This is a genomic window from Tenacibaculum adriaticum (genome assembly GCF_008124875.1).
GTDB lineage: Bacteria > Bacteroidota > Bacteroidia > Flavobacteriales > Flavobacteriaceae > Polaribacter > Polaribacter adriaticus.
This window is the reverse complement of the sequence record NZ_VNIA01000002.1, coordinates 694,584-709,488: the sequence shown is the minus strand read 5'-3', so window position 1 is coordinate 709,488 and position 14,905 is coordinate 694,584. Positions and strand designations below refer to the sequence as shown.

Genomic DNA, 14,905 nt, shown 5'->3' with positions numbered 1-14,905 from the left:
AACAATAACCGAATTAAAAATGAAATATAGTTTATCAAATACCGCAAGCAAAACTCTAATAAGAGAAGAATTAGGGATAAAGTTTAAATATCCTAACATCTATAAGCCAAGGTTAAAAATAGATGGATATAAAGAACAATCTGTTTCAATTATAACAATGGAAGAGCCTAATCTAATCACACAAGGTATCTGGGGAATATTACCACAAAATTTTGAAGGAGAATGGAAAAAATTTCAACGCTTAAAAACTACATTACATGTAAATGAAAAAGAAATTTCAGAAAATGTGCTATATAAAGAAGCATTAGAAAGACGCAGATGTTTAATTATTGTAACAGGATTTTACACACATCATTTAGAAGGAAAAAAAATTACTAATTATTTAGTAGAAAAAACACCTTTAAAACCTTTTTATTTAGCAGGAATATACAATGTTTTAGAAGACGGTTTTGCAACGTGTTCGGTCATAAATACGAATACAAATTCATGCTTAAGTTCTATTAATAATTTATACGAAGTAATGCCTTTACAGATACCAAAAATGTTTAAAAACATATGGTTAGATAAAGCAACTACAATTAAAGATATTAATTATATTGTTTCTAAGCCATATATTACTAAATTTAAAATTCAAAGAATAGCTTCTTAATGTTAACAGTATTCTATAGTATTTACGTAATTAGTACCCTTTGGGCGATTTTTAGTATAATTTTGTACGGAAATCGCCCAGCGAGATCTATAGGTTGGCTTTTAATTGTAATCATTTTTCCAATTATAGGGGTGATTTTTTTTATACTCTTTGGTGTTAATAGAAGAAGATTCAAGTTTTTTACTCTTAATTTTAATGCTAAACGGAAATTATACGACTTAAACCATAAAAGCGAAAGTATTGAAGAGTTTACTCATAAGTTAGATACAGATAAGTTTGGTAAAATGGGTAAATTATTACAAAAAAGTTCTGGTTTTCCTGTTGTTGAAGGAAATAAAATTCAACTTCTAAAAGATGGAGAAGCCACTTTTGATGAAATATTTGAAGTCTTTTCTAAAGCAGAGAAATTTATTCATATTCAATATTATATTCTTGAAGAAGGAGAATTATTATTAAAATTAATCGAATTATTTACTGAAAAAGTTAAAAATGGTGTAGAAATCAGAATTTTATATGATGCTTTTGGTAGTAGTGGTTGGAAAAATAAAGCGGCAGCAAAACTTGAAAATTTAGGAGCAAAAATTTATCCTATTCTCCCTTTTAAAATAAACACAATTTTATCAACCATAAACTACAGAAATCATCGTAAAATAGCAATTGTTGATGGAGTAACAGCTTTTACTGGAGGGGTTAATATATCAGATAAATATATAAAAGAAAAATCAGAATTAGGTATTTGGGATGATATGCATCTAAAAGTGAAAGGACCTGTAGTAGATCATTTACATAGAATTTTTATTAAAGATTATTATTTTGCTAGTAATGAGATATTATTAACAGACGATTTTTATTTACCTATTCAAAAAGAAGAAGGAAGTTCTTTAGTTCAAATTGTTGCTGGAGGCCCAGATTTAAAATACTTATCTATCCTCCATCAATATTTAATGATGATTCATACAGCAAAAGAGTCCATTTATATAGAAAATCCATATTTCATCCCCAATAAAGCTTTGTTAGAATCTTTAAAAATGGCTGTTTTAAGTGGAGTAGACGTAAAGATAATGGTACCAAAGATTAACGACAGTAAGCTAGCTAAGCATAGTATGTTTGCTAATTTTGAAGACTTATTACGAGCCGGGGTTAAGATTTATGTGTTAGAAAATACTTTTTCGCACAGTAAATTAATCATTATTGATGACGAAATAGCTTCTGTTGGATCAGGAAATTTTGATTATAGAAGTTTTGAATATAATTATGAGGTAAATACGCTCATTTATGATGAAAGTATTGCTAAAGAGTTAAGCAATGATTTTAGAGAAAACTTAAAAAATTGTGAAGTTTTAAATTACGATTCTTTTAAAAATCGTCCACTAACCACTAAACTACTAGAGGGTTGCTCTAAAGTATTTAGTCCTTTATTATAAAAGTTATGGATAAAAATTTAATTGAAAAAAGCATTACTAAGCTTAATAAGTTAAATAAAAATACACCTATAAATTTAGTGCTATCTGGAGGTGGTGTTAAATGTGCAGGGCATATTGCAATGCTCGAAAAGATAGAAGATTTAGGGTTAAAAATTAATGCTATTTCGGGTAGTAGTGGTGGTGCTTTAGTAGCATCTCTATATGCATCTGGTGTGCCTACACAAGATATTCTAAAAATATTTAAAGAAACTAGTCTTTTTAAAATATCTTTTTTCAGTATTACGAAAGCAGGCCTTTTTGATACTTTTTTATTTAAGTCTACTATTGAGAATCAAATTAAATCTAAATTTAGTGAGTTACAAATTCCGATATATATAACTGCTTCTAACATGCAGCAAGGAAAAATACGTTATTTTAATAAAGGAAAATTGTTGAAGCCTGTTTTGGCTTCTTGTGCTATACCAGGTATTTTTAGTCCTATAAAAATTAATAATATTTTGTACTCAGATGGAGGAGTTTTAGACAATTTCCCAATTAGCCCTTTTGAAAAATCAGATTTACCGTTGGTAGGGAGCTATGTTAGTGATCCACCAAAGCGAACACAAGAAGAATTAAATTCTACATTAAAAGTATTGGTTCAAGCTACTTTTTTAATGGCACATTCAGCAGAAAGTTTTAAATTTTACAACACAGATGTTACTATTCGTTTTCCTTTATCTAATTATTCTGGATTGGATAATAAAGAAGCAGAAAAAATTTATAAAATGTGTAAAGATTACTTAAATATTTAATCAAAAATAAATCAGAAATGAGTGTTTTATTTCTAAGCCATTTTAATATCAGCCTCTAAAATATATTTTCCCTAACGTTCGGTAATCTTTCCTCCAATAATATTTTTAATTTTTCTAACGGTACCTTCAGTGCTTATAGCGGTAGTGGTAACGGTTTTCACATCCTTTTTTTATTATAAAGGTAGGATAATTGTATCTAAATATATTAAATGAGTTAATATCAATTTTATATGCGTTAAAGAGTTATGTGTAAACCCTATAATTTTGTAGTGTGCAAATTAATATTTGTTACATAATTTATTAACAAAAAATATTTATTATGAAAAATTTTATTTTACCAGTACTGGCAATAGCATTGGTATTTACAAGCTGTGATATTGATCAAACAAAAAAAACTAAATTACCATCAGTCGATGTAGATGTAGACACAGAAGAAGCACAATTACCAGAATTTGATGTGGATTGGGCAGATGTAGAAGTAGGTACAACTACCGAAAAAGTAACAGTACCAAAAGTAGTTGTGGTTATGGAAGAAGTAGAAGTGGAGGTTCCTTATGTAGATATAGATATGCCTGATTCGAATGATAAAGAAAAGCGGACATTATTAGTAGAGGCTGAAGTTGAAGGAAAAGAACACGAATTAGATATAAAAAAGGTGTATGCTAATTCCAATAATTTAGTGGTAGTGGCACAATTAACTGAGTTATCTAGAACTTTAGGAAGTAAAAAATTGAGAATTTCTGACCAAATGACTTTAAATGCACCAGAAGATTTAAATATTAAGTATTATATAGTTGGAGAAAGACCAAATAGAGTCTTTAATCAATCGTATAAATATTTTAAAAATATGGGAGAAGTTGCTGAAAAATTAAAAGGATACAAAGTTATTTATAGTAAATAATTTTTAAATAATTGCTGTGAAGAAAAAAAAGCGATTTGAGAGTTATTCTTGAATCGCTTTTTTGATGCTAATGTTTAAGAATACGAAGACAGTAATATTTTGAACCGACGATCAGGAAGATGGATAATCTTCTTTTTTATTGAGAAAAAAGTAGTTATCAAAAAAGAAAAATAAATTATAGCTATGACTGTCAACTTTATAAAGAACAATCAGAATTCATAGTTGTTTTAAATGAGTTAACATCAAAACGATATGAGCAAAACCAACGCATACATTGATTATATCTTTGTATTGAACTTAAAAAATAAAAATTATGAAAGACATTAAAACCGTACTATTTATTACTCTGTTGTTTATAACTGCGAGTATTTCTGCACAAGAAATTTCTAAGAATGCCTTAGGTATTAGAGTAGGTGAAAACGACGGGTTTGGAGGAGAAATTTCTTATCAAAGATATTTATCTGATAATAATAGATTAGAATTTGATTTAGGTTTTAGAAATTCTAATGATGTAGACGCTTTTAAATTGGTAGGGTTATATCAATGGGTAAATGCAATTGATAATAATTTTAATTGGTTTATAGGTGCAGGTGCAGGCTTAGGATCTTTTGATTCTCCTGATAATGATGGAGCTTTCGCTTTAGTAGCAGGTGATTTGGGTATAGAGTACAATTTTGACATACCACTTGTGATGTCTTTAGATATTAGACCTGAATTAGGATTTAATGATAATTATAGTGATGATTTAGATTTAGATATCGCTTTAGGAATCAGATATCAATTTTAATAATAAAAATCATAATCATAATCTATCATGAACAAAACGATAAAAACAATTTTAATAGTTGCCGGATTAGCGCTATTAATTTACGGAGGATATGAACTAGTAACACCTGAAGCATCTGTTGATATTGGTATTGCAGAGTTTGAATCCCAAAACAACGACAATGCTTATATAAGTATAGGTATTGGTCTAGTAGCTCTTGTAGCTGGTTTTATAGTAAGTAAGAAATAAATAACAACTTAACTAGACGGTTAGATGTAAAATAGTAAGCATCTTAAAAATAAATTACTTGTTAATCATTAAAAAAAAATTATGTATAGTTACACAGAAGAAGTATCAAAACAATTAAACGGATTATTAGAAAAAAATTATGATGCAGAAAAAGGGTATAAAACCGCTGCAGAAAATGCTTCGAGCAAGCCTTTGAAAAGTTTTTTCGAAAGAAAATCAAATGAACGTAAAAATTTTGGAAAACAATTAAAAACGGAGATCATGACTTTTGGTCAGGCTCCAGAAAAAAGCGGAAGTATAAAAGGAACAGCTCATAGAGCATGGATGAATACGAAGGCTTTCTTTTCTCCAGATAATGATGAATCAATGCTAGAAGAGGCAATTAGAGGAGAAAAAGCTTCAATTGAAGAGTATAATGAAGTTATAAATGCTAAAGAGCACTTGCCAAAATCAACTGCAGATGTTCTGAAAACTCAAAGAGATGCTATTTTAAATGACACAATTGTTATTAAAAGATTAGAAGATATTAAATAATATTTTTTTCGGGGATTATTTTAAAAGCCTTGGTCAAAATTTTGATCAGGGCTTTTTATATTATAAAATTATGTGTTTTAAATAAGTTTGAATGAGCGATGATTAACCTATACAAAAACCATACAAGAATGATTTATACCTAAACAATGTATATTTTACTTTACATTAGTCATTCAAACAAAACCAAATTTTATGTTAGGAATAATCTCTTTTATAGGGTTTACATTAATAGTTGCAATCATTTCGTACAGCGCTACAAGGAAAACAAAAGAAAATACATCGGATGGATATTTTTTAGGGGGCAGAAGTCTAACAGCAGGTGTAATTGCTGGTTCCTTATTATTAACTAATTTATCAACAGAACAGATAGTAGGTCTTAATGGAGCTGCATTTTCTGAAGGAATTTTAGTAATGGCTTGGGAAACACTAGCTGCGATAGCGATGGTGGTTACAGCAGTTTATTTACTACCACGTTATTTAAAAAGTGGATTAACTACAGTTCCGCAGTTTTTGGCAGAAAGGTTTGATGTAGATACAAAAACACTCACTTCAGGATTGTTTTTGACAGGATACGTTGTAGTGTTACTACCCACAATCTTATATTCTGGATCTTTAGCGATTAGTGGAATGTTTGATGTGCCAGAGCTGTTAGGTGTTTCAAAAAATATAGCACTTTGGATTTGTATCTGGGCTATTGGAATTATTGGTTCAGTCTATGCGGTTTTTGGAGGTTTAAAAGCTGTAGCTATTTCAGATTCTGTTAATGCTGTAGGATTGTTGATAGGAGGTATTTTAATCCCACTTTTTGGCTTATTAACTATTGGTAATGGAAGTATTTTTAATGGAATCGAAGTTTTACAGCAAAATATTCCAGAAAAATTTGATTCTATAGGTAGCTCGACAGCATCGGTGCCTTTTGCTACAATTTTTACAGGAATGATGTTAGTTCAATTATTTTACTGGGGAACTAATCAGCAAATTATACAAAGAGCTTTAGGAGCTAAAAATCTTCAAGAAGGACAAAAAGGGTTGCTATTAGGTGCTTTTATTAAAATATTAGGACCATTAATTGTAGTGTTACCAGGAATGATAGCGTATTATATGTCTGCAAAAGGAATGCTTAATGTTGGAGCTCCAGATGAATCTTATGGAGAACTAGTAAAAAAGGTATTGCCAAAAGAGTTTATTGGTTTTTTTGCGGCCGTTTTATTTGGCGCAATTTTAAGTTCATTTAATAGTGTCTTAAATAGTTCTGTAACGCTTTTTGGGATAGATATTTATAAAGAACATATCAATAAAGAAGCTGACGAAAAAACGATTGTTAAGTACGGTAAAATGTTTGGTATGGTATTAGCATTAGCAGCGATGTTTATTGCACCTTTTTTATCGAGTTTAGAAAGTATATTTGCGTATTTGCAAAGAATTAATGGTATTTATAGCATTCCTATATTAACAATTATATTTATTGGATTTACGACTAAAAAAGTTCCTGCGATTGCCGCTAAAATAGGTCTATTATCAGGTTCTGTTTTGTATATAATCAGTGAGTTTGTTGTTCGTCCTAATTTAGTTAGTAATGCTATAGAAAAAGCAAAAGCATTAGGAGTTTCTAGCCCAGATGAGCTTAAAATAGTAGAGGCAGAAGCGTATCCACATTTTTTACATATTATGGCTATTTTATTTATTTTAAATATTCTAATAATGTTACTTATTGGTAAATTCTATCCTAGAAAAGAAGCTTTTGTTCAAAAATTTTCAGAAGAAGTAGATATAACACCTTGGAAACACACTAAAATTGTTGGAATAATAATTTGTATTATTGTAATAGGAACCTATATTTATTTTTCTTAATTGAAATTTATTAAAGCAATATTCTCTTTTATTTTTATAATTAGTGTGCTAAATCTTAGTGCGCAAGAGCTACCTCCTGTTAATACTTTTTCACCAGAAGATTATAGGGGAGAATCTCAAAATTGGTCTATATCTCAATCAAAAGAAGGATTTATTTATGTAGCTAATAATAAGGGGTTACTTGAGTTTAATGGTGCGGATTGGAAATTATATCCAACTCCAAACGAAACAATAATGCGTTCGGTAAAAGTAGTAGAAAATAAAATTTTTACTGGTTTTTATATGGATTTTGGGTATTGGATAAAAGACCAATATGGTGTTTTACAATATTCTTCAATAGCTAAAAGAAATAAAATATCCCCTTTAGAGGACGAGCAATTTTGGAGCATAATTGAAATGGATGGTTGGGTTTTATTTCAATCTTTTCAAAGAATTTATTTATACAATTTAAAGACTGAAGCTTTCAAAGTTATTAATTCTGAGACTACAATAACGAAGATGTTTAAAGTGGATAATACTATTTATTTTCAGCAGGTAAATAAAGGGATCTACAAAATTGAAAAAGGAGAGGCAAAACTAATTTCTGGAAGTGAAATTTTAAAGGAAAACAGTATTGTTTTTATGTCAAAAAATGAAGGGAGTCTTATTTTTTTAACTGATAGTAAAGGCTTTTATAAGTTCGAAAACAATAATTTAAGTCCTTGGAATATTACTTCTAATCAAAATTTAAATAAAAGAACTATTTATAATGGTATTCAACTCTCTAACGGAGATTTTGTTTTAGGAACGATTTCACATGGGGCTATTTATTTATTAAAAAATGGAGAAATTAAGTATGAATTAAATCAAAAAAATGGGTTGAACAACAATACCGTTCTGTCATTATTTGAAGATAAAGATTCGAATGTTTGGCTTGGTTTAGATAGTGGAATTAGTGTTGTTAATATAAAATCACCTTTTAAAATATATAAGGATATAAGCGGGAATATAGGTACAGTTTATACTTCAATTATATTTAATAATAATTTGTATATAGGAACCAATCAAGGATTGTTTTACAAAAAATACAAATCAAAAGAGGACTTTATTCTTATTAAGGGAACTGAAGGTCAGGTTTGGTGTTTGGTAGAAATAGATGGTAATTTATTTTGTGGGCATAATACAGGAACCTTTTTGATTGATAGTAATAATGTAAATAAAATATCCAATTCTCAAGGTACTTGGGGAATAAAAAAGTTAGATACTACAACCTTAATTCAAGGTAATTATAATGGATTGCATATTTTAAAGAAAAAAGACAATAGGTGGTTATATTCTCATAAAATTAAAGGTTTTGATAATTCAAGCAGATATTTTGAGGTTTATGAAAATAATACCGTTTTTGTAAACCATGAGTATAAAGGTGTTTTTAAACTAAAGGTTGATAAGGATTTTAAGGAGGTTTTAGAAATAAAAAAAGTTACATCTGTAAATAAAGGAATACATTCAAGCTTATTAAAATACCATAATCAAATTATTTATTCCTATAAAAAAGGAGTATATAAATTTTCTAGCAAACAAGATTTGTTTGTTAAAGATACTATATTAAGTAAGCTGTTTTCTCCTGAAGATTATATGTCGGGTAAATTAGTTTTTGACCCATCTACAGATAAAATATGGGGTTTTTCTACCGATAATATAAGTTATATAGTTCCAGATGAGTTAAGTTCTAATCTTAAACTTAATGAAATTCATGTTTCTGAAAGGTTACGTAAAGGGGCTATCGGATTTGAAAATATTGAAAAACTAGACAATCAAAATTATCTTTTAGGAACTTCAAATGGCTATATTATTATTGATTTAGATAAGCTTCAAAACAAAACTGAGTTTGTAATTGAGGTAAATTCTATAAAGAACAGTACGTTACATGGAGATGAAAAAGAACTCACTTTTAATGACAAGGGAAAATTGAGTTTTAAAAAAAATAATATTGAGTTTTTTTATAATGTGCCATATTATGGAAATGATTTAACAGTAAATTATCAATATAAATTAAAAGGTCAAACTGATCAATGGAGTAATTGGACTGCAAACGCTAATGTTTTGTTTAAGAACCTGTCTTTTGGAGATTATACGTTTAATGTTAGAGCTAGAGTAGGAAACAATCTTACATCAAATACTTATAAATACAAGTTTACAGTTTTGAGGCCATGGTATTTATCAACAGGTATGATCATAGGCTATGTTTTTATGATTCTTTTATTCTCACTATTCATGCATAATACTTATAAAAGATATTATAAAAAACAAAGAGAAAGGTTGTTAGAAAAGCAGCAAAAAGATTTTGAATTTAAAGCACTTGCTAACGAAAGAGAATTGATGCGTGTTAAAAATGATCAACTTAAAGCAGATGTAGAAAATAAAAATAGAGAGCTAGCTATTTCTACAATGAGTATTATTAAGAAGAATGAGTTTTTGAATACTATTAAAGGAGAGTTAAAAAGCGGAGAAAGTACAGGCGCTAAGAAAGTTATTAAAATTATTAATGAAAACATTAATAACACAGATGATTGGCAAATGTTTAAAGAAGCCTTTAATAATGCTGATAAAGACTTTATTAAGAAAATAAAAGACATACATCCTGCCTTAACACCTAACGATTTACGTCTTTGCGCATATTTAAGGTTGAATTTATCATCTAAAGAAATAGCTCCATTGTTAAACATTTCACCAAGAAGTGTTGAGGTAAAACGATATCGATTGCGTAAAAAAATGGATTTACCGCACGAATCGAACTTAACAGAGTATATTTTAAAAGTATAGCACCACTACAACTCTGTTTTTAAACCATACATTACCACAACACCTTGCTTTAAAAAAGAAAATGTTTTTTTTGAAAAGCTTTAGTTTTATTAGTAAATAATAAAAAACAGTATTAATTTTTACGATGTATGTTTTTTATTGTGGTGTTTTTTATGAAATTAACAAAGTGTTATGGTAGTTTTAAGAAATGGTTAAAACTAACTACATGAAAAAAAATATTATTGTATTAATACTCCTTGTGAGTTCGGTATTAAGTTACTCACAGGATGATGTTATTGTAAAAGGTAATGTTACAGATGCTGCAATGGGCATTCCATTACCTGGTGTAAGTGTGTTGATTGAAGGAACAACACAAGGAACAGAAACTGATTTTGATGGGAACTATACTTTAAAAGTACCAGAAAATTCGACTTTAGTGTTTAGTTACCTTGGTTATATAACACAACAAGTAAGTGTTACAGGGGCTACAATAAATGTAGTCTTAAAAGAAGATTCTGAAAAGCTTGATGAGGTTGTCGTAATTGGTTACGGAACACAACGTAAAGAATTAGTTTCTGGAGCTTTTTCTAGTTTAAGTTCAGAAAAAATTACAGAGTCTAACCCTTCAAGAATAGAGGAAGCTTTAAAAGGAAATGCTGCAGGAGTTCAAGTTTCTGCAAATTCAGGATCTCCTGGGGCATCATTAAATATTAGAATACGTGGTATTACAACTAATGGAGATAATAGCCCTTTGGTAATAGTAGATGGTGTTAATATTGGAAAAGATCTTAGTATAATTGACCCCAATGATATCGAAAAAATGGATATTATAAAAGATGCAAGTTCAGCGATTTATGGTGTACAAGCAGCAAATGGGGTTATACTAATCACGACTAAAAGTGGTAAGAAAAATAGAAAAACAAAGTTTTCATTCAATTCATATGTTTCAATGCAAGAAGCTTCAAATCAATTGGATTTAATGAACGCTTCCGAATATGCGATTTATGTAAATGAAACAGAAATAGCAGATGGTAATTCGCTTCCTTATACAAATATTGGTAATTTAGGAGTAGGAACAGATTGGCAAAAAGAATTATTTACAACATCTCCAATAATAAGTCATACTATTAGCGCTAATGGAGGTTCTGATAAAGTTACCTATGGTGCCAGTGCTAGTTATTTTTCTCAAGAAGGTATTATAGCGCCAGATAAATCTAACTTTAATAGAGTAACTTTTAAAAACAATTTAGGTATAGATTTAACAGATAAGTTAAAATTAAATACATTTTTATTATATACTAATATAAGAAGTAAAGGGATCAATGAAAATGGTAGAGGCTCTACACTTTATTATGCTTTGAATGCTTCACCATTAACACCTGTTTATGACGGTACAGATGGTACGGGGCCTTCTAGAGGATTTGCCTACATTGGTGATGAGCAAGGTTCTGAGATTGTTAATCCATTAGCTTTAATTGATAACACATTTAATGAAACCAAAACAAATAGGTTTACAGGAAAATTAGAATTAGAATATAATGTTTTTAAAGATTTTAAAGCGACAAGTCGATTTAATTTTAATTATGCAGATGTTGTTCAGAGAGAGTATAATCCATTAACCTATTATGGGCCTAATAAAGTGGTAAATAGTGTTGTTAATTTAATTGGAGGAGAGTTTGATTTAGATAGAAATAATAATGGAACAACAGATCTTTTTAGTACAGTGTATGAAAATAATCAAAATTATTATGATTTTACTTTCGAAAACTTTTTAGAATATAAAATTTCATTTGAAAATCATAATTTTAATACACTAATAGGTACCTCTGTAAGAAGTGAACAATTTTACGGAGCTTATGCGACTGGTTTTTTAACTGTGAGTCCGGATAGAGATAATTGGAGTAATGCTTATTTATTCAATACGCAGTCTTTTATATATGATGAAGTTAGAGATGCAGATGATAATATAACCTCAGAAACTATTAGACAAAATAATAGTGCATCAACAGGAATAAGTGAAGATAGATGGTACTCATTTTTTGGTAGGTTACAATATGATTATAATAGTAAATATTTATTTTCTGCAATGTTAAGAAGAGATGCCTCAACAAGATTCGGTCCAAACGACCGAATTGGATATTTTCCTTCTTTTTCGGCAGGTTGGGTAATGGATAAAGAAGATTTTTTTAATTCAGAAAGTATTAATAAATTAAAAGTTAGAGGAAGTTGGGGAATAACAGGTAATGATAAAATTGGAAGTTACAGATGGTTAGGCTTTTTGCAAGGTACTAATGGTAGTGAAGCTTCTTATTCCTTCGGAGATAATTTATATTATGGAAATTCACTAGCAGCATTGTCTAATCCTGATTTGAAATGGGAAACAAACACACAATTAAATCTCGGTTTTGATGCAAGTTTATTTAATAATAAGTTAGATATAACTTTTGATTACTATAAAAAAACAACAGAAGATTTATTATTAGTTCCTGAAATTTCTGGGGTAGTAGGAGGATCTGCACCAGGGAGTAGTCCTCCTGTTGTAAATGCAGGAACCATTGAAAATAAAGGGTTTGATATAAGTGTAAACTTTAGTCATCAATTTTCAGAAGACTTTAAATTAGGTTTAGGAGTAAACGTAACAACTATCAATAACAAAGCTATCCAAGTTAATAATGCTGCAGGTTATATATCAGGAGGATTATTTGATTTGGCGCAAAATACATCAAGATTTCAAACAGGGTTACCTATTGGTGTTTTTTATGGTTTAAAAACCAATGGGGTTTATCAAAATCAAGCTGAAATAGATGCTTTAAACACAGATACAAATAATGATGGAGTAATTGATGGAGGTGATGAAAAATTTCAAACTGGGGCTCAACCAGGAGATATTAGATTTGTAGATGTAGATGGAGATGGAATTGTAGAATTTGGAAGTAGTGATGATGAGACTGCTATAGGGAATCCAATACCTGATGCAACAATGGGAGTCAATCTTAATCTGAATTATAAAGATTTTGATTTTTCAACATCTTTATATGCTTCAATAGGTAATGATGTGGTTAGAAGTTATGAACGTTTTTTATCATATAGTAATAAACCAAGATTATATTTAGATAGATGGACAGGAGAAGGAACTTCAAATACAGTACCTAGAGCTTCAACAAATGCTTCTAGTAATTATTTGTTTTCAGATTTTTATGTAGAAGATGGTTCATACTTAAGAATTCAAAACATTCAATTAGGATACTCATTACCTATTTCAACACTTAAAAAGACTAAATTAGATAAAGTGAGATTGTATATAGCGGTAAATAATTTATACACATTTACTAAGTATAGTGGTTATAATCCAGATGTTTCTAATTCAGACCCATTAGCAGCAGGAGTAGACTTAGGTCAGTATCCTCAAACACGCACATTTACAACTGGAGTTAATATTTCATTTTAAAGAAATTAATTATGAAGAATACAATTAAAAATATATTAGCAGTTACACTAATTATAATTTCTGTAATTTCTTGTGATGATTATTTAGATATAGTCCCAAAAGGAGAGCAGAACTCAGAAACTTATTTTAACTCTCAACAAGATTATGAAGATGCATTAGTTGGTGTTTATGATCTTTTAGGAACGAACTATTTAAATCATATATTAGGAGAAATAGCATCAGATAATAGTCTTTGTGGAGGAGAAAGACCTACAGATGTTTTAGAATGGCAACAAATAGATGATATGGAGCATACGCCAGATAACGAAGCGTTAAGAAACATTTGGAAATGGATGTATGCGGGTATTAGCAGAGCAAATTACATTGTTGAATTTCAAAATAAAACAGATTTTAATAGAAAAGCAGAATTATTAGCAGAAAACCTTTTTTTAAGGTCTTACTATTATTTTGAACTAGTAAAGTTCTTTGGTGATGTACCTTTATTTGTTGATGGAAGAATTAGTGTTTCTCAATCTCAAACTATAGATAGGTCTCCCAAAGCAGATGTATATGCTCAGATTGAAGCAGATTTAACATCAGCAATTAATAATTTACCATGGCAACAATCTCAATCAGGTAGAGCAACAAAAGGGGCTGCATTAGCTCTATTAGGTAAAATATATTTATACCAAAAGAAATATAATGAGGCAGCCGATGCTTTTAATAAGGTTATAACCTCAGGGCAGTATCAACTTGTAACAGATTTCAGTACTATTTTTCTGAATAATAATGAAAATAATGAAGAATCTGTTTTTGAAATTCAATATTCAATTGGAGTAGAAGGAGGAAGTTATGAGAATTTAGAATATTCGGAAGGAAATGTTGCTGCTGGTTTTATGTCTCCAAGATTTACAGGAGATAGATCTAATTGGGCACCTTATGATGACGGAAATACCTTTAGTACACCTGTACAAGAATTGGTAAACCAATATGATACAGAAGATACAAGGTTGAGTGCAACAATCTTTGATATGGAAAATTTTGTAGCTTCAAATCCAGGGGTAACTTTTGATCAAAGAAATGAGTATACAGGCTATTACAACCATAAATACATGGTGTATCAAGAAGCTAATTTACCAGATACAAGAATTACTCACGGTAATAATTATAGAGCAATAAGATATTCTGATGTATTATTAATGGCAGCAGAAGCAAACTTATTGGGAACTGTACAAAAAAATAACCCACAAGACTTGTTAGATGAAGTAAGAGGCAGAGCTTTTGGAGACACTGATCATAGAATTCCAGCAAATATAGAAAATGTATGGAGAGAGAGAAGGTTAGAATTTGCAGGAGAAGGACACCGCTTTTTTGATCAAGTTAGAACAGGTAAAACTAGTACAATTCCTGGTTTTCAAACTGAAAAAAATGAAGTTTTTCCAATACCTAGAATTGAAATTGAGTTAGCAGGTAATAGATGGTGTCAAAATAAAGGTTATGCAACTTCAACTTGTTCAACAGATTAAAATTTT

Annotated in this window: 11 protein-coding genes; all 11 read left to right on the top strand. The window is 29.4% G+C overall.

The genetic code is table 11. The features are described from left to right. The first annotated feature begins 19 nt into the window (after nucleotides 1-19). Nucleotides 20-649, top strand: a complete 630-nt coding sequence (locus C7447_RS08560) for an SOS response-associated peptidase family protein (protein ID WP_148870078.1) — start codon at nucleotides 20-22, stop codon at nucleotides 647-649. Beyond that, complete coding sequence (gene cls, locus C7447_RS08555) at nucleotides 649-2,073, top strand: cardiolipin synthase (protein ID WP_148870077.1); 1,425 nt, start codon at nucleotides 649-651, stop codon at nucleotides 2,071-2,073. Before C7447_RS08560 ends, cls begins: the two co-directional genes overlap by 1 nt. A gap of 5 nt (nucleotides 2,074-2,078) precedes the next feature. Next, complete coding sequence (locus tag C7447_RS08550) at nucleotides 2,079-2,864, top strand: patatin-like phospholipase family protein (RefSeq protein ID WP_148870076.1); 786 nt, start codon at nucleotides 2,079-2,081, stop codon at nucleotides 2,862-2,864. 319 nt (nucleotides 2,865-3,183) lie between these two features. Further along, nucleotides 3,184-3,765, top strand: coding sequence for a hypothetical protein (locus tag C7447_RS08545; RefSeq protein WP_148870075.1), 582 nt, complete (start codon nucleotides 3,184-3,186; stop codon nucleotides 3,763-3,765). A 313-nt stretch (nucleotides 3,766-4,078) separates the two neighbouring features. Further along, complete coding sequence (locus C7447_RS08540) at nucleotides 4,079-4,552, top strand: hypothetical protein (protein WP_148870074.1); 474 nt, start codon at nucleotides 4,079-4,081, stop codon at nucleotides 4,550-4,552. A 27-nt stretch (nucleotides 4,553-4,579) separates the two neighbouring features. After that, complete coding sequence (locus C7447_RS08535; RefSeq protein ID WP_148870073.1) at nucleotides 4,580-4,780, top strand: hypothetical protein; 201 nt, start codon at nucleotides 4,580-4,582, stop codon at nucleotides 4,778-4,780. Nucleotides 4,781-4,861: 81 nt separating this feature from the next. Further along, nucleotides 4,862-5,314 carry a ferritin-like domain-containing protein gene (locus C7447_RS08530; RefSeq protein WP_148870072.1) on the top strand — a complete coding sequence of 151 codons (453 nt, stop codon included), beginning with the start codon at nucleotides 4,862-4,864 and terminating at the stop codon, nucleotides 5,312-5,314. A gap of 192 nt (nucleotides 5,315-5,506) precedes the next feature. Continuing rightward, the gene (locus tag C7447_RS08525; RefSeq protein WP_148870071.1) at nucleotides 5,507-7,165 is read left to right on the top strand and encodes a solute:sodium symporter family transporter; all 1,659 of its coding nucleotides are present in this window, start codon (nucleotides 5,507-5,509) and stop codon (nucleotides 7,163-7,165) included. 45 nt (nucleotides 7,166-7,210) lie between these two features. After that, entirely contained in the window at nucleotides 7,211-9,967 is a 2,757-nt protein-coding gene (locus tag C7447_RS08520) for a helix-turn-helix and ligand-binding sensor domain-containing protein (protein ID WP_246143046.1), read from the top strand. 205 nt (nucleotides 9,968-10,172) lie between these two features. Next, nucleotides 10,173-13,394 carry a SusC/RagA family TonB-linked outer membrane protein gene (locus tag C7447_RS08515; protein WP_170245954.1) on the top strand — a complete coding sequence of 1,074 codons (3,222 nt, stop codon included), beginning with the start codon at nucleotides 10,173-10,175 and terminating at the stop codon, nucleotides 13,392-13,394. An 11-nt stretch (nucleotides 13,395-13,405) separates the two neighbouring features. Then, nucleotides 13,406-14,899: a RagB/SusD family nutrient uptake outer membrane protein gene (locus tag C7447_RS08510; protein ID WP_148870068.1), complete on the top strand. Its 1,494-nt coding sequence runs from the start codon at nucleotides 13,406-13,408 to the stop codon at nucleotides 14,897-14,899. Nucleotides 14,900-14,905 lie beyond the last annotated feature (6 nt).

Coding starts and splice junctions, on each gene's coding strand:
- C7447_RS08560 (WP_148870078.1), top strand. CDS start 20: ATGAAATATAGTTTATCAAATACCGCAAGCAAAACTCTAATAAGAGAA.
- cls (WP_148870077.1), top strand. CDS start 649: ATGTTAACAGTATTCTATAGTATTTACGTAATTAGTACCCTTTGGGCG.
- C7447_RS08550 (WP_148870076.1), top strand. CDS start 2,079: ATGGATAAAAATTTAATTGAAAAAAGCATTACTAAGCTTAATAAGTTA.
- C7447_RS08545 (WP_148870075.1), top strand. CDS start 3,184: ATGAAAAATTTTATTTTACCAGTACTGGCAATAGCATTGGTATTTACA.
- C7447_RS08540 (WP_148870074.1), top strand. CDS start 4,079: ATGAAAGACATTAAAACCGTACTATTTATTACTCTGTTGTTTATAACT.
- C7447_RS08535 (WP_148870073.1), top strand. CDS start 4,580: ATGAACAAAACGATAAAAACAATTTTAATAGTTGCCGGATTAGCGCTA.
- C7447_RS08530 (WP_148870072.1), top strand. CDS start 4,862: ATGTATAGTTACACAGAAGAAGTATCAAAACAATTAAACGGATTATTA.
- C7447_RS08525 (WP_148870071.1), top strand. CDS start 5,507: ATGTTAGGAATAATCTCTTTTATAGGGTTTACATTAATAGTTGCAATC.
- C7447_RS08515 (WP_170245954.1), top strand. CDS start 10,173: ATGAAAAAAAATATTATTGTATTAATACTCCTTGTGAGTTCGGTATTA.
- C7447_RS08510 (WP_148870068.1), top strand. CDS start 13,406: ATGAAGAATACAATTAAAAATATATTAGCAGTTACACTAATTATAATT.